This is a genomic window from Pseudomonas algeriensis (assembly GCF_048847255.1).
Classification (GTDB): Bacteria; Pseudomonadota; Gammaproteobacteria; order Pseudomonadales; family Pseudomonadaceae; genus Aquipseudomonas.
The window spans coordinates 16,463-33,351 of the sequence record NZ_JBKKRK010000021.1; the positions used below are offsets into that span (position 1 = coordinate 16,463).

General features: G+C 55.3%; 30 protein-coding genes. All 30 read left to right on the plus strand.

Going from position 1 to position 16,889, the window contains the following annotated elements; genetic code table 11:
• The first annotated feature begins 9 nt into the window (after window positions 1-9).
• Entirely contained in the window at window positions 10-1,203 is a 1,194-nt protein-coding gene (tuf, locus tag ACLK1G_RS23215) for an elongation factor Tu (protein WP_339481469.1), read from the plus strand.
• A gap of 155 nt (window positions 1,204-1,358) precedes the next feature.
• Window positions 1,359-1,670, plus strand: coding sequence for a 30S ribosomal protein S10 (gene rpsJ, locus ACLK1G_RS23220; protein ID WP_003186070.1), 312 nt, complete (start codon window positions 1,359-1,361; stop codon window positions 1,668-1,670).
• A gap of 80 nt (window positions 1,671-1,750) precedes the next feature.
• A complete protein-coding gene (gene rplC, locus ACLK1G_RS23225) occupies window positions 1,751-2,386 on the plus strand; it encodes a 50S ribosomal protein L3 (RefSeq protein WP_003186059.1) in 636 nt (211 codons plus the stop codon).
• A gap of 12 nt (window positions 2,387-2,398) precedes the next feature.
• Window positions 2,399-3,001, plus strand: a complete 603-nt coding sequence (rplD, locus tag ACLK1G_RS23230; protein WP_003186057.1) for a 50S ribosomal protein L4 — start codon at window positions 2,399-2,401, stop codon at window positions 2,999-3,001.
• Entirely contained in the window at window positions 2,998-3,297 is a 300-nt protein-coding gene (rplW, locus tag ACLK1G_RS23235) for a 50S ribosomal protein L23 (protein ID WP_002555488.1), read from the plus strand. The genes rplD and rplW overlap by 4 nt, the downstream gene beginning before the upstream one ends.
• A gap of 14 nt (window positions 3,298-3,311) precedes the next feature.
• Window positions 3,312-4,136, plus strand: coding sequence for a 50S ribosomal protein L2 (gene rplB, locus ACLK1G_RS23240; protein WP_007924198.1), 825 nt, complete (start codon window positions 3,312-3,314; stop codon window positions 4,134-4,136).
• Window positions 4,137-4,152: 16 nt separating this feature from the next.
• Window positions 4,153-4,428 carry a 30S ribosomal protein S19 gene (rpsS, locus tag ACLK1G_RS23245; RefSeq protein WP_002555486.1) on the plus strand — a complete coding sequence of 92 codons (276 nt, stop codon included), beginning with the start codon at window positions 4,153-4,155 and terminating at the stop codon, window positions 4,426-4,428.
• An 11-nt stretch (window positions 4,429-4,439) separates the two neighbouring features.
• On the plus strand, window positions 4,440-4,772 hold the full coding sequence (gene rplV / locus ACLK1G_RS23250) for a 50S ribosomal protein L22 (protein ID WP_003103908.1): 333 nt from the start codon (window positions 4,440-4,442) through the stop codon (window positions 4,770-4,772).
• A 13-nt stretch (window positions 4,773-4,785) separates the two neighbouring features.
• Entirely contained in the window at window positions 4,786-5,472 is a 687-nt protein-coding gene (rpsC, locus tag ACLK1G_RS23255; RefSeq protein ID WP_003176422.1) for a 30S ribosomal protein S3, read from the plus strand.
• Between the two features lie 12 nt (window positions 5,473-5,484).
• Window positions 5,485-5,898 (plus strand): 50S ribosomal protein L16, encoded by a 414-nt coding sequence (gene rplP / locus ACLK1G_RS23260; protein ID WP_003186052.1) that lies wholly within the window; start codon window positions 5,485-5,487, stop codon window positions 5,896-5,898.
• On the plus strand, window positions 5,898-6,089 hold the full coding sequence (rpmC, locus tag ACLK1G_RS23265) for a 50S ribosomal protein L29 (RefSeq protein ID WP_002555481.1): 192 nt from the start codon (window positions 5,898-5,900) through the stop codon (window positions 6,087-6,089). Before rplP ends, rpmC begins: the two co-directional genes overlap by 1 nt.
• Window positions 6,090-6,091: 2 nt before the next feature.
• Window positions 6,092-6,358 carry a 30S ribosomal protein S17 gene (gene rpsQ, locus ACLK1G_RS23270; protein WP_003194644.1) on the plus strand — a complete coding sequence of 89 codons (267 nt, stop codon included), beginning with the start codon at window positions 6,092-6,094 and terminating at the stop codon, window positions 6,356-6,358.
• A gap of 23 nt (window positions 6,359-6,381) precedes the next feature.
• The gene (gene rplN, locus ACLK1G_RS23275) at window positions 6,382-6,750 is read left to right on the plus strand and encodes a 50S ribosomal protein L14 (RefSeq protein WP_420767526.1); all 369 of its coding nucleotides are present in this window, start codon (window positions 6,382-6,384) and stop codon (window positions 6,748-6,750) included.
• A gap of 11 nt (window positions 6,751-6,761) precedes the next feature.
• On the plus strand, window positions 6,762-7,076 hold the full coding sequence (rplX, locus tag ACLK1G_RS23280; protein ID WP_003186046.1) for a 50S ribosomal protein L24: 315 nt from the start codon (window positions 6,762-6,764) through the stop codon (window positions 7,074-7,076).
• 20 nt (window positions 7,077-7,096) lie between these two features.
• The gene (gene rplE / locus ACLK1G_RS23285) at window positions 7,097-7,636 is read left to right on the plus strand and encodes a 50S ribosomal protein L5 (protein WP_030140492.1); all 540 of its coding nucleotides are present in this window, start codon (window positions 7,097-7,099) and stop codon (window positions 7,634-7,636) included.
• A gap of 13 nt (window positions 7,637-7,649) precedes the next feature.
• On the plus strand, window positions 7,650-7,955 hold the full coding sequence (gene rpsN / locus ACLK1G_RS23290) for a 30S ribosomal protein S14 (RefSeq protein WP_003186042.1): 306 nt from the start codon (window positions 7,650-7,652) through the stop codon (window positions 7,953-7,955).
• Window positions 7,956-8,165: 210 nt separating this feature from the next.
• Entirely contained in the window at window positions 8,166-8,558 is a 393-nt protein-coding gene (gene rpsH / locus ACLK1G_RS23295; RefSeq protein WP_017848802.1) for a 30S ribosomal protein S8, read from the plus strand.
• 12 nt (window positions 8,559-8,570) lie between these two features.
• Window positions 8,571-9,104 (plus strand): 50S ribosomal protein L6, encoded by a 534-nt coding sequence (gene rplF, locus ACLK1G_RS23300; RefSeq protein ID WP_003186039.1) that lies wholly within the window; start codon window positions 8,571-8,573, stop codon window positions 9,102-9,104.
• A gap of 10 nt (window positions 9,105-9,114) precedes the next feature.
• A complete protein-coding gene (gene rplR, locus ACLK1G_RS23305) occupies window positions 9,115-9,465 on the plus strand; it encodes a 50S ribosomal protein L18 (protein WP_003186037.1) in 351 nt (116 codons plus the stop codon).
• A 3-nt stretch (window positions 9,466-9,468) separates the two neighbouring features.
• Window positions 9,469-9,969, plus strand: a complete 501-nt coding sequence (rpsE, locus tag ACLK1G_RS23310; protein WP_003186035.1) for a 30S ribosomal protein S5 — start codon at window positions 9,469-9,471, stop codon at window positions 9,967-9,969.
• Between the two features lie 2 nt (window positions 9,970-9,971).
• Window positions 9,972-10,148, plus strand: a complete 177-nt coding sequence (gene rpmD, locus ACLK1G_RS23315; RefSeq protein WP_003176408.1) for a 50S ribosomal protein L30 — start codon at window positions 9,972-9,974, stop codon at window positions 10,146-10,148.
• 3 nt (window positions 10,149-10,151) lie between these two features.
• Window positions 10,152-10,589: a 50S ribosomal protein L15 gene (rplO, locus tag ACLK1G_RS23320; protein ID WP_003186032.1), complete on the plus strand. Its 438-nt coding sequence runs from the start codon at window positions 10,152-10,154 to the stop codon at window positions 10,587-10,589.
• Window positions 10,590-11,918: a preprotein translocase subunit SecY gene (secY, locus tag ACLK1G_RS23325; protein ID WP_018612224.1), complete on the plus strand. Its 1,329-nt coding sequence runs from the start codon at window positions 10,590-10,592 to the stop codon at window positions 11,916-11,918.
• 30 nt (window positions 11,919-11,948) lie between these two features.
• Entirely contained in the window at window positions 11,949-12,065 is a 117-nt protein-coding gene (gene rpmJ / locus ACLK1G_RS23330; RefSeq protein WP_002555468.1) for a 50S ribosomal protein L36, read from the plus strand.
• A 130-nt stretch (window positions 12,066-12,195) separates the two neighbouring features.
• Window positions 12,196-12,552 carry a 30S ribosomal protein S13 gene (gene rpsM, locus ACLK1G_RS23335; RefSeq protein WP_009045849.1) on the plus strand — a complete coding sequence of 119 codons (357 nt, stop codon included), beginning with the start codon at window positions 12,196-12,198 and terminating at the stop codon, window positions 12,550-12,552.
• 30 nt (window positions 12,553-12,582) lie between these two features.
• The gene (gene rpsK / locus ACLK1G_RS23340) at window positions 12,583-12,972 is read left to right on the plus strand and encodes a 30S ribosomal protein S11 (protein WP_002555466.1); all 390 of its coding nucleotides are present in this window, start codon (window positions 12,583-12,585) and stop codon (window positions 12,970-12,972) included.
• A gap of 18 nt (window positions 12,973-12,990) precedes the next feature.
• Window positions 12,991-13,611 carry a 30S ribosomal protein S4 gene (gene rpsD, locus ACLK1G_RS23345; protein ID WP_003176404.1) on the plus strand — a complete coding sequence of 207 codons (621 nt, stop codon included), beginning with the start codon at window positions 12,991-12,993 and terminating at the stop codon, window positions 13,609-13,611.
• 22 nt (window positions 13,612-13,633) lie between these two features.
• Window positions 13,634-14,635, plus strand: a complete 1,002-nt coding sequence (locus tag ACLK1G_RS23350; protein WP_420767527.1) for a DNA-directed RNA polymerase subunit alpha — start codon at window positions 13,634-13,636, stop codon at window positions 14,633-14,635.
• A gap of 42 nt (window positions 14,636-14,677) precedes the next feature.
• Window positions 14,678-15,064 carry a 50S ribosomal protein L17 gene (rplQ, locus tag ACLK1G_RS23355; RefSeq protein ID WP_003176402.1) on the plus strand — a complete coding sequence of 129 codons (387 nt, stop codon included), beginning with the start codon at window positions 14,678-14,680 and terminating at the stop codon, window positions 15,062-15,064.
• Window positions 15,065-15,304: 240 nt separating this feature from the next.
• Window positions 15,305-16,753: a catalase gene (locus ACLK1G_RS23360; protein ID WP_420767528.1), complete on the plus strand. Its 1,449-nt coding sequence runs from the start codon at window positions 15,305-15,307 to the stop codon at window positions 16,751-16,753.
• Window positions 16,754-16,889: the final 136 nt, after the last annotated feature.

The window sequence follows — 16,889 nt, forward strand, 5'->3', positions numbered from 1 at the left end:
TTAATTGTCGTGGCTAAAGAAAAATTTGAACGGAACAAACCGCACGTCAACGTTGGCACCATCGGCCACGTTGACCACGGTAAAACTACCCTGACCGCTGCTCTGACCCGTGTCTGCTCCGAAGTTTTCGGTTCGGCCAAGGTTGACTTCGACAAGATCGACAGCGCCCCGGAAGAGAAAGCTCGCGGTATCACCATCAACACCGCTCACGTTGAATACGATTCGTCCGTGCGTCACTACGCACACGTTGACTGCCCAGGTCACGCCGACTACGTAAAAAACATGATCACCGGTGCTGCCCAGATGGACGGCGCGATCCTGGTTTGCTCGGCCGCTGATGGTCCGATGCCACAAACCCGTGAGCATATCCTGCTGTCCCGTCAGGTAGGCGTTCCGTACATCGTTGTCTTCCTGAACAAGGCTGACATGGTTGACGACGCTGAGCTGCTGGAACTGGTTGAGATGGAAGTGCGCGACCTGCTGAGCACTTACGACTTCCCAGGTGATGACACTCCAATCATCATCGGTTCGGCTCTGATGGCTCTGAACGGCCAAGACGACAACGAAATGGGCACCACTGCTGTCAAGAAGCTGGTGGAAACTCTGGACAGCTACATCCCAGAGCCAGAGCGTGCTATCGACAAGCCGTTCCTGATGCCAATCGAAGACGTATTCTCGATCTCCGGTCGCGGTACTGTTGTGACTGGTCGTGTTGAGCGTGGCATCGTCCGTATCCAGGAAGAAGTTGAGATCGTCGGTCTGCGCGACACTCAGAAAACGACCTGCACCGGCGTTGAAATGTTCCGCAAGCTGCTCGACGAAGGTCGTGCTGGCGAGAACTGCGGCGTACTGCTGCGCGGCACCAAGCGTGACGACGTTGAGCGTGGCCAGGTTCTGGTCAAGCCAGGCACCGTCAAGCCGCACACCAAGTTCACCGCAGAAGTCTACGTTCTGAGCAAGGAAGAAGGCGGTCGTCACACTCCGTTCTTCAAAGGCTACCGTCCACAGTTCTACTTCCGTACAACTGACGTGACTGGTAACTGCGAGCTGCCAGAAGGCGTTGAAATGGTAATGCCGGGTGACAACATTCAGATGACTGTCACTCTGATCAAGACCATCGCGATGGAAGACGGCCTGCGTTTCGCTATCCGTGAAGGCGGTCGTACCGTCGGCGCCGGCGTCGTAGCCAAAGTCATCGAATAAGACTCTTTCAGAGTCGACTCGATGAACAGGAAAGCCCCCGCTTAGCGGGGGCTTTTTTATTAGGTTGACACCTATCAGGGGCGTCTATAGAATTGCGCCTCCTTTTAACGGGCGTATTGCGCCCGGTGGGAATAGCAGCCGGAGTCTGAAATCCAATGCAAAATCAGCAAATCCGTATCAGGTTGAAGGCTTTTGACCATCGCCTGATCGACCAATCCACCCAGGAAATCGTGGAAACCGCGAAACGTACTGGTGCTCAAGTGCGTGGTCCAATTCCACTGCCTACCCGTAAAGAGCGGTTCACCGTTCTGGTCTCCCCGCACGTCAACAAAGACGCGCGTGACCAGTACGAGATCCGTACTCATAAGCGCGTTCTGGACATCGTCCAGCCAACGGATAAAACCGTTGATGCTCTTATGAAGCTTGATCTTGCGGCCGGTGTGGAAGTGCAGATCAGCCTCGGCTAAGACTCGGTCTTAGTCGTGTAACGCTCTGAAATGGGCGGCCATAGCGGGTGAAAGCCCCGTACACTCATGAGGTTTACAACATGACTATTGGTGTAGTCGGTCGTAAATGCGGTATGACCCGTATTTTCACCGAAGAAGGTGTCTCCATTCCGGTCACGGTCATTGAGATCGAGCCGAATCGCGTCACCCAGTTCAAAACTGAAGAGACCGATGGCTATCGTGCAGTGCAAGTCACTGTCGGCGAGCGTCGCGCTTCGCGTGTAACAGCTGCTCAAGCTGGCCACTTCGCCAAGGCGAACGTAGCCGCTGGTCGTACCGTAATGGAATTCCGCCTTGAAGAAGGCGAGTACCAGGCCGGCGATCTGATCAACGCTGAAATCTTCGCTGCTGGTCAACTGGTTGATGTAACCGGTCAGTCCAAAGGTAAAGGCTTCCAGGGTACGATCAAGCGTTGGAACTTCCGCGGGCAAGATAACACCCACGGTAACTCCGTATCCCACCGCGTTCCAGGCTCTATCGGCCAGTGCCAGACTCCTGGTCGTGTATTCAAGGGCAAAAAAATGTCCGGTCATATGGGCGCTGAGCGCGTGACCGTGCAGTCCCTCGAAGTAGTGCGCGTGGACGCTGAACGCAATCTGTTGTTGGTCAAGGGCGCTGTTCCTGGCGCTACTGGCGGCAACTTGGTTGTACGTCCAGCAGCCAAGGCTCGCGGTTAAGGGGAAGCTGACATGCAATTAAATGTAAATGACGCTCAAGCGATCGAAGTTTCCGAACTGACATTTGGCGGCGAATTCAACGAGACGCTGGTTCACCAAGCAGTCGTGGCCTACATGGCCGGCGGCCGTCAAGGTAGCAAGCAGCAAAAGACCCGTTCCGACGTTTCTGGTGGCGGTAAGCGCCCATGGCGTCAGAAAGGTACTGGCCGTGCTCGTGCCGGTACAATCCGTAGCCCAATCTGGCGTGGCGGCGGTACCACTTTCGCAGCTCGTCCTCAGGATCACTCCCAGAAGCTGAACAAGAAGATGTATCGCGCAGCAATGCGTTCCATCCTTGCTGAGCTGGTGCGTACTGATCGTCTGGTCGTGGTTCAGGACTTCGCTGTTGAAGCACCGAAAACCAAAGATCTGCTGAACAAGCTGAATGGCATGGGTCTGACTGACGTCCTGATCGTGTCTGACGCTGTTGATCAGAACCTGTACCTGGCTGCTCGCAACCTGCCACACGTCGACGTTCGTGACGTGCAGGGTTCCGATCCGGTCAGTCTGATCGCATACGACAAGGTGTTGATCACCGTGTCGGCCGTGAAGAAATTCGAGGAGCTGCTGGGATGAACCAGGAACGCGTATTTAAAGTTCTGCTTGGCCCGCACGTTTCCGAGAAGGCTACGGTTCTGGCAGACAAGAAAGGCCAGTTCGTTTTCAAGGTTGCAACCGATGCAACCAAGCTGGAAATCAAGAAGGCCGTCGAAAGCCTGTTCAGCGTCAAAGTAGAGCGCGTTACTACCCTGAATGTTCTGGGTAAGAGCAAGCGCACTGCTCGCGGTCTGGGCAAGCGTAATGACTGGAAGAAGGCAGTTATCTCCCTTCAGCCAGGCCAAGATCTCGATTTCAGCAGCAGTGCTGAGTAAGGAAGGGGTGCATCATGGCAATCGTTAAATGCAAACCGACTTCCCCTGGCCGCCGTTTTGTGGTCAAGGTGGTCAACCAGGAGCTGCATAAAGGCGCTCCTCACGCACCGCTGCTCGAGAAAAAATCGAAGTCTGGTGGTCGTAACAACAATGGCCGTATTACCACTCGTCACGTTGGTGGTGGTCATAAGCAGCATTATCGTCTGGTCGACTTCCGTCGCAACGACAAGGATGGCATCGCTGCCACCGTCGAGCGTATCGAATACGATCCAAACCGTACTGCTCACATCGCTCTGCTGCTGTACGCAGATGGCGAGCGTCGCTACATCATCGCCCCTAAAGGCGTGAGCGCTGGCGACCAGCTGATCGCAGGTGCCTTGGCGCCGATCAAGCCGGGCAACGCTCTGCAACTGCGTAACATTCCAGTTGGTAGCACCGTACACGGCATCGAATTGAAGCCAGGTAAAGGCGCGCAAATCGCTCGTTCCGCTGGTGCTTCGGCTCAGCTGATCGCTCGTGAAGGTGTCTACGTGACCCTGCGTCTGCGTTCTGGTGAGATGCGTAAAGTACTGGCTGAATGCCGTGCGACCTTGGGCGAAGTCTCGAACTCCGAGCACAGCCTGCGTTCGTTGGGTAAAGCTGGTGCCAAGCGCTGGCGTGGCGTTCGCCCAACCGTTCGTGGTGTTGCCATGAACCCGGTTGACCACCCACATGGTGGTGGTGAAGGTCGTACCTCTGGTGGTCGTCATCCGGTATCGCCATGGGGCTTCCCGACTAAGGGCGCGAAGACTCGTGGTAATAAGCGTACCGACAAAATGATCGTCCGTCGTCGCAAGTAAATAGAGGGATACGACAGTGCCACGTTCTCTGAAAAAAGGTCCTTTTATTGATCTTCACCTACTGAAGAAGATCGAAGTGGCGGCGGAAAAGAACGATCGCAAACCAGTTAAGACCTGGTCGCGCCGTTCGATGATCCTGCCACAAATGGTCGGTCTGACCATCGCTGTACACAACGGTCGCCAGCACGTCCCAGTTCTCGTGAACGAAGACATGGTCGGCCACAAACTGGGCGAGTTCGCCGGTACCCGCACATACCGTGGGCACGTGGCTGACAAGAAAGCCAAGCGTTAAGGGGTAAGGAAATGGAAGTAGCCGCTAAGTTGTCGGGCGCTCGAATCTCCGCCCAGAAAGCCCGCTTGGTCGCCGACCAGATCCGCGGGAAGAAGGTGGGCGAAGCGCTCAACCTGTTGGCTTTCAGCAGTAAGAAAGCCGCCGAGATCATGAAAAAAGTGCTGGAGTCGGCCGTAGCCAACGCCGAGCATAACGAAGGCGCAGACGTTGATGACCTGAAGGTCAGCACCGTTTTCGTCAACGAAGGGCGTTCGCTGAAGCGCATCATGCCACGTGCCAAAGGCCGTGCTGATCGCATCGTCAAGCGGTCTTGCCATATCACTGTCAAGGTTGCTGACAAGTAACGGAGTCGAAGAGATGGGTCAGAAAGTACATCCCATTGGCATTCGCCTGGGAATCGTCAAGGAGCACACCTCCGTCTGGTACGCAGACGGTCGGACTTATGCGGACTACTTGTTCGCTGATCTGAAGGTGCGTGAGTATCTCCAAGACAAACTAAAAAGCGCGTCCGTCAGCCGTATCGATATCCATCGTCCGGCTCAGACTGCACGTATCACCATCCACACCGCTCGCCCAGGTATCGTTATCGGGAAGAAAGGTGAAGATGTTGAGAAACTGCGTCAGGACCTGACCAAGCAAATGGGTGTGCCTGTGCACATCAATATCGAAGAGATCCGCAAGCCGGAACTCGACGGTATGCTGGTTGCGCAGAGCGTAGCTCAGCAGCTGGAGCGCCGTGTAATGTTCCGTCGCGCTATGAAGCGCGCTGTACAGAACGCAATGCGCATTGGTGCCAAAGGCATCAAAATCCAAGTGAGCGGTCGTCTCGGCGGTGCTGAAATCGCACGTACTGAATGGTATCGCGAAGGTCGTGTGCCACTGCACACCCTGCGTGCCGACATCGACTATGCCAACTACGAAGCTCACACCACCTACGGTGTGATCGGTGTAAAGGTTTGGATCTTCAAAGGCGAAGTAATTGGTGGTCGCCAAGAAGAACTGAAGCCACAAGCACCAGCGCCTCGTAAAAAAGCTGCTAAGTAAGGGGTACGCCAAATGTTGCAACCAAAGCGTACGAAGTTCCGCAAGCAGATGACCGGTCACAACCGTGGCCTGGCATTGCGCGGTAGCAAAGTCAGCTTCGGCGAGTTCGCGCTGAAGTCTGTTGCTCGTGGTCGTCTCACCGCTCGTCAGATCGAGTCAGCGCGTCGTGCTCTGACCCGTCACGTAAAACGTGGCGGCAAGATCTGGATCCGTGTATTCCCGGACAAGCCTGTCACCAAGAAGCCACTCGAAGTTCGGATGGGTAAAGGTAAGGGTAACGTGGAGTACTGGGTTGCCCAGATTCAGCCAGGCAAAGTCCTGTACGAAATCGAGGGTGTTTCTGAAGAGCTGGCGCGTGAGGCTTTCGCCCTGGCTGCTGCAAAGCTGCCGCTCGCCACCTCCTTTGTTAAACGGACGGTGATGTGATGAAAGCGAATGAACTTCGTGAAAAATCAGCACAGCAGCTGAACGAGCAACTGCTCGGCCTGCTGCGCGACCAGTTCAATCTGCGTATGCAGAAAGCAACTGGCCAGTTGGGGCAGTCTCATCTGCTCTCGCAAGTTAAGCGTGACATCGCTCGCGTGAAAACTGTGCTCAACCAGCAGGCAGGTAAGTAATCATGGCTGAAGCCGAAAAAACTGTCCGTACGCTGACTGGCCGTGTTGTCAGCGACAAGATGGACAAAACCATCACCGTTCTGATCGAGCGTCGCGTTAAGCACCCGATCTACGGTAAATACGTTAAGCGTTCGACTAAGCTGCACGCGCACGACGAAACCAATCAGTGCCACATCGGCGACAAGGTCACTATTCGTGAGACTCGTCCGATGGCCAAGACCAAGTCTTGGGCACTGGTTGATGTTCTCGAACGCGCTGTGGAAGTCTAAGGGCTAGGGGTCGGAGAAATTATATGATTCAGACTCAATCCATGCTCGATGTGGCCGATAACAGCGGCGCTCGCCGTGTTATGTGCATCAAGGTGCTGGGTGGCTCCCATCGTCGTTACGCTGGTATCGGTGACATCATCAAAGTTACCGTCAAGGAAGCAATTCCTCGCGGTAAGGTGAAAAAAGGCCAAGTGATGACTGCTATCGTAGTCCGCACTCGCCACGGTGTTCGTCGTGCTGACGGCTCCATCATCCGCTTTGATGGCAACGCTGCTGTTCTGTTGAACAACAAGCAAGAGCCAATCGGCACCCGTATCTTTGGGCCAGTGACCCGTGAACTTCGTACTGAGAAGTTCATGAAGATCGTCTCGCTCGCCCCAGAAGTGCTGTAAGGAGATCCGACATGCAAAAGATTCGTCGTGACGACGAGATCATCGTGATCGCCGGCAAAGACAAGGGTAAGCGCGGTAAGGTGCTGAAGGTTCTTGCTGACAACCGTCTGGTTGTTGGTGGTCTGAACCTGGTCAAGCGTCATACCAAGCCTAACCCGATGTCGGGCGTACAAGGCGGTATCGTCGAGAAAGAAGCGCCACTGCACGCTTCCAACGTCGCCATCTTCAACGGCGAAACCAACAAGGCTGACCGCGTTGGTTTCAAAGTAGAAGACGGTAAGAAAATTCGTGTCTTCAAGTCGACCCAAAAAGCGGTTGATGCTTGAACACTGCTAGGTAGAAGACCATGGCACGACTAAAAGAGATTTACCGGAAGGAAATCGCACCGAAACTTAAGGAAGAACTTAAGCTTTCGAACGTGATGGAAGTTCCGCGCGTTACCAAAATCACCCTGAACATGGGTCTGGGCGAAGCGATCGGCGACAAAAAAGTCATCGAGCATGCCGTTGCCGACCTGGAAAAGATCACCGGTCAGAAAGTCGTTGTGACTTACGCTCGGAAATCCATCGCTGGCTTTAAAGTCCGTGAAGGTTGGCCGATCGGCGTCAAAGTGACCCTGCGCCGTGAGCGTATGTACGAGTTCCTGGATCGTCTGCTGTCGATCTCCCTGCCTCGGGTTCGCGACTTCCGCGGCCTGAATGCCAAGTCCTTCGATGGTCGTGGCAACTACAGCATGGGCGTGAAAGAGCAGATCATTTTCCCGGAAATCGATTACGACAAGATCGACGCTCTCCGCGGTCTGGACATTACCCTGACCACCACTGCTCGGACGGATGAAGAAGGTCGCGCGCTGCTGCGTGCTTTCAAATTCCCGTTCCGCAACTGATTGGAGTAGGACAATGGCCAAGAAGAGCATGAAGAACCGTGAGCTGAAGCGTCAGCTCACCGTTGCCAAGTACGCCACCAAGCGTGCAGCGCTGAAAGCTATCATCGTTGATCTGAACGCAAGTCCAGAAGCGCGTTGGGAAGCTACCGTAGCACTGCAGAAGCAGCCACGTGACGCCAGCGCCTCGCGCATGCGTAACCGCTGCCGCCTGACTGGTCGTCCGCACGGCGTGTACCGCAAGTTCGGCCTCGGCCGTAACATGCTGCGTCAAGCCGCTATGCGTGGTGACGTTCCAGGTCTGGTCAAAGCCAGCTGGTAAGCACTGTCAATGTCCTGGTGTTCGGGGTCGCGAGATCCTGACCGCCGGTGACCTTGAACTTGAATCAAGCCCCTTTTGGGGCTTGATTCATTTCTGGGGTGTGTCTAGAATACCCGGCTCGCCTGAGCCCGTGTTTTTATTGCGCGGATGCGCTCGGCGACACGTACTAGCCGAAAGGCTAATTTTTTGTGTATTAGGAGCGTCTAGCCCATGAGTATGCAGGACCCGTTAGCGGACATGCTAACTCGTATCCGTAATGCCCAGATGGCTGAAAAGTCCGTCGTAAGCATGCCATCTTCCACGTTGAAGGTAGCTGTTGCCAAAGTCCTGAAGGACGAAGGTTACATTGCGGGTTATCAGATCAGCAGCGAAATCAAGCCTCTGCTGTCCATCGAGCTGAAGTACTTCGAAGGCCGTCCGGTCATCGAGGAAGTGAAGCGCGTTAGCCGTCCTGGCCTGCGTCAGTACAAGTCCGTTGAGGATCTGCCGAAAGTTCGTGGCGGCCTGGGCGTGTCTATCGTCTCCACCAACAAAGGTGTGATGACGGATCGTGCTGCGCGCGCTGCCGGTGTCGGCGGCGAAGTTCTTTGCACTGTGTTCTAAGGGGGGATAAGCATGTCACGCGTCGCTAAGAACCCCGTTAAGCTGCCAGCCGGTGTCGAAGTCAAATTCGCAGGCCAACAGCTTTCGGTGAAGGGTGCCAAGGGCACTCTGCAACTGAACATCCATTCGTCCGTTGAGATCGTTGAAGAAGCTGGTGAGCTGCGTTTCGCTGCTCGCAATGGCGATCAACAGACTCGCGCAATGGCTGGTACCACTCGTGCGTTGGTTAACAACATGGTCCAAGGCGTAAGCCAAGGCTTCGAGCGCAAGCTCCAGCTGGTCGGTGTTGGTTACAAAGCGCAAGCAAAAGGCACAGTGCTGAACCTGGCTCTTGGCTTCTCGCACCCAGTGGATTATGAACTGCCGGAAGGCATCACCGCTGAGACTCCTAGCCAGACCGATATCCTGATCAAGGGCATCGACAAGCAGCTGGTAGGTCAAGTGGCCGCCGAGATCCGCGACTTCCGTCCACCAGAGCCGTACAAAGGCAAAGGTGTGCGCTACGCGGACGAAGTCGTCCGTCGTAAAGAAGCCAAGAAGAAGTAGGGCATAGCAAATGACCGACAAAAAAGTTACTCGACTGCGTCGCGCTCGCAAAGCACGCCTGAAAATGCACGAACTCGAAGTCGTGCGTCTCTGCGTGTTCCGCTCGTCGCAGCACATCTACGCCCAGGTCATTTCGGCCGACGGCAACAAAGTCCTGGCAAGTGCCTCGACTTTGGATAAAGAACTGCGTGATGGCGCCACTGGCAACATCGACGCGGCCACTAAGGTTGGCCAGCTGGTCGCTACGCGTGCTAAAGCCGCTGGCGTCTCGCAGGTGGCTTTCGACCGCTCTGGCTTCAAGTACCACGGCCGCGTCAAGGCGCTGGCTGATGCTGCTCGTGAAGCTGGGCTGGAGTTCTAAGTTATGTCAAATAACGACCAAAAGCGCGACGAAGGCTACATTGAGAAGCTGGTTCAAGTTAACCGCGTAGCCAAAACCGTTAAAGGCGGCCGTATCTTCACTTTCACCGCGTTGACCGTGGTAGGTGATGGTAAGGGCCGTGTTGGCTTCGGCCGTGGCAAGTCGCGTGAAGTGCCTGCTGCGATCCAGAAGGCAATGGAAGCTGCTCGCCGCAACATGATCCAGGTTGATCTGAACGGCACCACCCTGCAGTACGCAATGAAGTCTGCCCATGGCGCTTCGAAGGTGTACATGCAGCCTGCTTCTGAAGGTACCGGTATCATCGCTGGTGGCGCTATGCGTGCTGTCCTCGAAGTTGCTGGCGTTCAGAACGTTCTGGCCAAGTGCTACGGCTCGACTAACCCAGTAAACGTGGTTCACGCCACTTTCAAGGGTTTGAAAGCAATGCAGTCTCCTGAATCCATTGCCGCCAAGCGTGGCAAAAGCGTCAAGGAGATCTTCTGATCATGGCTACCGTAAAAGTTACGCTGATCAAAAGCATGACCGGCCGCATCCCTAACCACAAACTGTGCGTTAAGGGTCTGGGTCTGCGTCGCATCGGTCACACTGTAGAAGTCCAGGATACTCCCGAGAATCGCGGGATGATCAACAAGGCTTACTACATGCTGCGTGTCGAGGGTTAATCGATGAAACTCAATGATCTGAGTCCAGCGCCGGGTTCCCGTCGCGAAAAGCATCGTCCGGGCCGTGGTATCGGTAGTGGTTTGGGCAAGACCGGTGGCCGTGGCCACAAAGGTCAGACCTCCCGCTCCGGTGGCACCATCGCTCCAGGCTTTGAAGGCGGTCAACAGCCGCTGCATCGTCGCCTGCCGAAGTTCGGTTTCGTTTCCCTGAAAGCCATGGACCGCGCTGAAGTGCGTCTGTCCGAGCTGGCCAAAGTGGACGGCGACATCGTCACCGTGCAGTCCCTGAAGGATGCCAACGTGATCAACCAGAACGTACAGCGTGTGAAAATCATGCTGTCGGGCGAAGTTGCTCGTGCTGTCACCATCGGAAAGGGAATCGGCGCCACCAAAGGTGCGCGTGCGGCTATCGAAGCAGCTGGCGGCAAGTTCGAGGAATAAATGGCTAAGCAAGGTGCTCTCTCTGCGCTCGGCAAAGGCGGTATGTCTGAACTCTGGGCTCGTCTGCGTTTTCTGTTCCTGGCGATTATCGTCTACCGAATAGGCGCACACATCCCGGTTCCAGGTATCAACCCGGACCGACTCGCGGACCTGTTTCGACAGAATGAGGGGACCATTCTTAGCTTGTTCAACATGTTTTCCGGCGGCGCGCTGGAGCGGATGAGCATCTTTGCACTGGGGATCATGCCGTACATTTCGGCATCGATCATCATGCAGCTGATGTCCGCTGTCAGTCCGCAGTTGGAGCAGTTGAAGAAGGAAGGTGAAGCTGGCCGTCGCAAGATCAGCCAGTACACCCGCTACCTCACTGTCGTCCTCGCTCTCGTCCAGGCCGTTGGCATGTCCATCGGTCTGGCGGGGCAGGGCGTAGCGTTCACTGGTGACTTTGGCTTCCATTTCGTCGCGGTAACCACTTTTGTGGCGGGCGCGATGTTCATGATGTGGCTGGGTGAGCAGATTACTGAGCGTGGTGTTGGCAACGGTATCTCGATGTTGATCTTCGCAGGTATCGTCGCCGGTCTTCCGAGAGCGATCGGGCAGTCTTTCGAGTCTGCGCGTCAGGGCGATATCAACATCTTTGCTCTGGTTGCCATCGGTTTGCTGGCAGTAGCGATTATCGGTTTCGTGGTGTTCATCGAGCGTGGTCAGCGTCGTATTGCTGTTCACTACGCCAAGCGTCAGCAGGGCCGTAAGGTTTTTGCTGCGCAGACCAGCCACTTGCCGTTGAAGGTGAACATGGCCGGTGTTATCCCGGCCATTTTCGCGAGCAGCATCTTGCTGTTCCCGGCTTCGTTGGGTGCCTGGTTCGGCCAGTCTGAAGGTATGGGCTGGTTGCAGGACATCTCGCAGTCGATCGCTCCTGGTCAGCCGTTGAATATTCTGCTGTTTAGTGCAGGGATTATTTTCTTCTGCTTCTTCTATACGGCGTTGATGTTCAATCCGAAAGACGTAGCGGAAAACCTGAAGAAGTCCGGTGCCTTTATTCCGGGTATCCGTCCTGGTGAGCAGTCTGCGCGCTACATTGATGGCGTTCTGACTCGTTTGACCTTGTTCGGTGCTCTTTACATGACGGCCGTCTGCTTGCTTCCCCAGTTCCTGGTGGTTGCGGCAAACGTTCCGTTCTACCTTGGCGGGACCTCGTTGCTGATCGTGGTCGTGGTTGTGATGGACTTCATGTCCCAAGTACAATCGCACCTCGTTTCGCACCAGTACGAATCCCTGATGAAGAAAGCCAACCTGAAGGGCTACGGCAGCGGCATGTTGCGCTGAGTAGCGTCCATAAGGTTCGAGGAGTTGGTGATGAAAGTTCGTGCATCGGTGAAAAAGCTGTGCCGCAACTGCAAGATTATTCGCCGCGAAGGTGTTGTTCGGGTAATTTGCAGCGCGGAACCGCGTCACAAACAGCGCCAAGGCTGAGTGTGATTGTGCTTTAAGCCCGGCAGCTAGTGCGCTGCCGGGTTGATTATTTGTTATTACAGCGATATTATCTCGCGCCCTATTTCTTGGCTTCCGGGGCGTAGGTAGCTGTCAATTGGAGTCCCACTGAATGGCCCGTATTGCAGGCGTTAACATTCCAGATAACAAGCATACTGTTATCTCGCTGACCTACATCTATGGTGTTGGTCGCACTACTGCACAGAAAATTTGTGCAGAGACTGGGGTCAACCCAGCCGCAAAGATCAAGGATCTGAGCGACGAGCAAATTGAACAGCTGCGTGGCGAAGTGGCGAAGTTCACCACTGAAGGTGACCTGCGTCGCGAAATCAACATGAAAATCAAGCGCTTGATGGACCTCGGTTGCTATCGCGGTCTGCGTCATCGTCGTGGTCTGCCAGTACGCGGTCAGCGTACCAAGACCAACGCGCGTACCCGTAAAGGTCCGCGTAAGCCGATCCGCAAGTAATCGCCCCAGCGAATCGACAGGAATTTAATCATGGCAAAACCTGCTGCTCGTCCTCGTAAAAAAGTTAAAAAGACAGTGGTTGATGGCATCGCCCACATCCATGCTTCTTTTAACAACACCATCGTGACCATTACCGACCGTCAAGGTAACGCTCTTTCCTGGGCTACCTCCGGTGGTTCGGGTTTCCGCGGTTCCCGCAAGTCCACCCCGTTCGCTGCTCAAGTAGCTGCTGAGCGTGCTGGTCAAGCTGCGCTGGAATACGGCCTGAAAAACCTCGACGTCAACGTCAAAGGTCCAGGTCCAGGTCGTGAATCCGCAGTCCGCGCTTTGAACGGCTGTGGCTACAAGATCGCCAGCATCACCGACGTGACGCCAATCCCGCACAACGGGTGCCGTCCGCCGAAGAAGCGCCGCGTGTAATCCAGGAGATTGTAAAGAATGGCTCGTTACATTGGTCCAAAATGCAAACTCGCTCGTCGCGAAGGCACCGATCTCTTCCTGAAGAGCGGCGTGCGCGCGATCGAATCGAAGTGCAACATCGAAGCAGCACCTGGTATCCACGGCCAACGCCGCGGTCGCCAGTCCGACTACGGCACCCAACTGCGTGAAAAGCAGAAGGTCCGTCGTATCTACGGCGTTCTCGAGCGTCAATTCAGCGGCTACTACAAAGAAGCTGCTGGCAAGAAAGGCGCAACCGGCGAAAACCTGTTGCAGCTGCTCGAATGCCGCCTGGACAACGTTGTATACCGTATGGGTTTCGGTTCTACTCGTGCCGAATCCCGTCAGCTGGTATCGCACAAGTCGATCAGCGTTAACGGCCAGACCGTGAACGTTCCGTCCTACCAGGTTCGTGCTGGTGACGTGGTTGCTGTTCGCGAGAAAGCAAAGAACCAACTTCGCATTGTCCAAGCTCTCGATCTGTGTGCCCAACGTGGCCGCGTAGAATGGGTAGAAGTAGACACTGAGAAGAAGTCGGGCGTTTTCAAGAACGTTCCTGCTCGCAGTGATCTGTCCGCCGACATCAACGAAAGCCTGATTGTCGAGCTCTACTCCAAGTAAGGGCTAGAAAATAGGTGCATCCATGCAGATTTCGGTAAATGAGTTCCTGACACCTCGCCATATTGATGTGCAGGTTGTCAGTCCAACCCGCGCCAAGATCACACTCGAGCCTCTCGAGCGTGGTTTCGGCCACACCCTGGGCAACGCGCTGCGCCGCATCCTGTTGTCCTCAATGCCCGGCTGTGCAGTAGTCGAGGCCGAGATTGACGGTGTGCTCCATGAGTACAGCGCCATCGAAGGTGTACAGGAAGACGTGATTGAAATCCTGTTGAACCTTAAAGGTCTGGCTATCAAGCTGCACGGTCGTGACGAAGTTACGCTGACCTTGTCGAAGAAGGGTTCGGGGGTGGTTACCGCTGCCGATATTCAGCTGGATCATGATGTCGAGATCGTTAACCCCGATCACGTAATCGCTAACCTGGCGTCTAACGGCGCCCTGAACATGAAGCTCACCGTAGCTCGTGGTCGTGGTTATGAACCGGCAGACTCGCGTCAGAGCGATGAAGACGAAAGCCGCAGCATTGGTCGCTTGCAGCTTGACTCTTCGTTCAGCCCGGTTCGCCGTATCGCATACGTGGTGGAAAACGCCCGTGTCGAACAGCGTACCAACCTGGACAAGCTGGTTATTGATCTGGAAACCAACGGTACCCTGGATCCTGAAGAGGCAATCCGCCGCGCTGCAACCATTCTGCAACAGCAGTTGGCTGCGTTCGTCGACCTCAAGGGTGACATCGTGCCTGAGGCTATCGAGCAGGAAGACGAGATCGATCCGATCCTGCTTCGCCCGGTTGACGATCTGGAACTGACTGTACGTTCGGCTAACTGCCTTAAGGCGGAAAACATCTACTACATCGGCGACCTGATTCAGCGTACCGAAGTAGAGCTGTTGAAGACTCCGAACCTTGGCAAGAAATCCTTGACTGAAATCAAGGACGTTCTGGCCTCCCGCGGTCTGTCCCTCGGCATGCGCCTCGACAACTGGCCGCCTGCAAGTCTTAAGAAGGACGACAAGGCGACTGCCTGATCGTCGTAATCACCGAACGTTGTGTTTGGTAAGGAATGAACCATGCGTCATCGTAAAAGTGGTCGTCACCTGAGCCGCACCAGCTCGCACCGCAAGGCCATGTTCCAGAACATGGCGGTGTCGCTGTTCGAGCACGAGCTGATCAAAACTACACTGCCGAAAGCCAAAGAACTGCGCCGCGTTGCCGAGCCGCTGATCACTCTGGCCAAGACAGACAGCCTGGCTAACCGCCGCCTGGCCTTCGACCGTACTCGTTCGAAAGCCATCGTTGGTAAGCTCTTCAACGACCTGGGCAAGCGTTACGCTACCCGTGAGGGTGGCTACCTGCGCATCCTCAAGTGCGGTTTCCGCGCTGGCGACAACGCGCCTATGGCGTACGTCGAGTTGGTTGATCGTGCTACTGCTGGCGAAGCTGTAAGCGCCGAGTAAGACGACAGTCTGCAACGAAGAACCGGGCCCAGTGCCCGGTTTTTTGTGCTCGCAAGAAAACAGCTTATTCATACAAGCTTGCTTGGGTCGCAAACGCCACTATATGGCGTTGGGGTTGTTGTTAGATAATTTCTATTGAAGCGCACAATTTAATGAATTTGTGGCGCTCATCTTGTTGATCAATACTCCTCACCAGCCGATTAGCCGGCAGTCCGAAGACCGACCTAGGAAGAATTGAGCATGAGCCAGATCAAAACGCTTACGACCGCTAGCGGCGCCCCCGTCGCCGATAACCAGAACTCTCGCTCCGCAGGTCCTCGTGGCCCGCTGCTGCTCGATGATTTCCACCTGATCGAGAAGCTTGCTCATTTCAACCGCGAAAATATTCCCGAGCGTCGCGTGCACGCTAAAGGGTCGGGCGCATACGGTACGTTTACCGTAACGCGTGACATTACCCAATACACCAGCGCCAAGCTGTTCGAATCGGTCGGTAAGCAGACGCCTACGTTCCTTCGCTTCTCTACCGTGGGCGGCGAGCGCGGTTCTGCGGATACCGAGCGCGATCCTCGAGGCTTCGCCCTTAAGTTCTACACAGAAGAAGGTAACTGGGACATCGTTGGCAACAACACCCCGGTGTTCTTCATCCGCGACCCGCTGAAATTCCCAGACTTCATCCACACCCAGAAACGCTTGCCGCAAAGCAACCTCAAGAGTGCCCAGATGATGTGGGATTTCTGGTCGCATTCCCCAGAGGCGCTGCACCAGGTCACCATTCTGTTTTCCGATCGGGGTATTCCTGACGGCTACCGTCATATGCACGGCTTCGGCAGTCACACCTACAGCCTGATCAATGGCCAAGGCGAACGTCACTGGGTTAAATGGCACTACAAGACCAAGCAAGGCATCAAGAATCTCGCGCCGGCAGAAGCCGCGCGCCTGGCGGGCACCGATCCGGATTACGCCCAGCGTGACCTGTTCAATGCGATTGAGCGCGGTGACTTTCCAAAATGGAGCGTCTGCATCCAAATCATGAGCGAAGCCCAGGCTACAGCCCATTACGAGAATCCGTTCGACGTGACCAAGACCTGGTCGCAGAAGGAATTCCCGCTGATCGAAGTCGGCGAACTCGAGCTGAATCGTAATCCCTTGAACTACTTTGCTGAAGTGGAGCAAGCGGCGTTCGGGCCGAGCAACATGGTGCCGGGCGTGGGTCTTTCGCCTGATCGCATGTTGCAGGGCCGTGTATTCGCCTACGCCGATGCTCACCGCTACCGCGTAGGTACCAACCACCAGCAACTGCCGGTGAATGCTCCGCGCAGCCCGGTCAATACCTACCAGCGCGACGGTTCCATGGCTTTTGGCAGTAACGGCGGCGCAGCGCCAAACTATGAGCCCAACAGTTACGTGGAGGCGCCGAAGCAAGCCCCGCGTTATGCGGAACCGGCACTGGCCCTCAGCGGTGCAGCGGATCGTTATGATCATCGCGAGGACACCGACTACTACAGCCATGCAGGTGCGCTGTTCCGCTTGATGAACGAGGAACAGAAGGCGCTGTTGATCAGCAATATCGCCGGTGCAATGGCAGGCGTGTCGGCTGACGTGATTGATCGCCAACTGCAGCATTTCTTCAAGGCAGACCCTGCTTACGGAGAGGGTATCGCGAAGGCGTTGGGCGTACAGCTTAACTAAGTCTAAACGAGAAGCAGAACCGCCCTCATTTGGGCGGTTTTTGCGTTATTTAGCGCTCTTTTCTTAGATTTTCTTCGCTTTTGTTGCGCTGGGCGAGTGACCTTGCAGTCAGCTTGGTTCAAACTAGAGCCTTTCA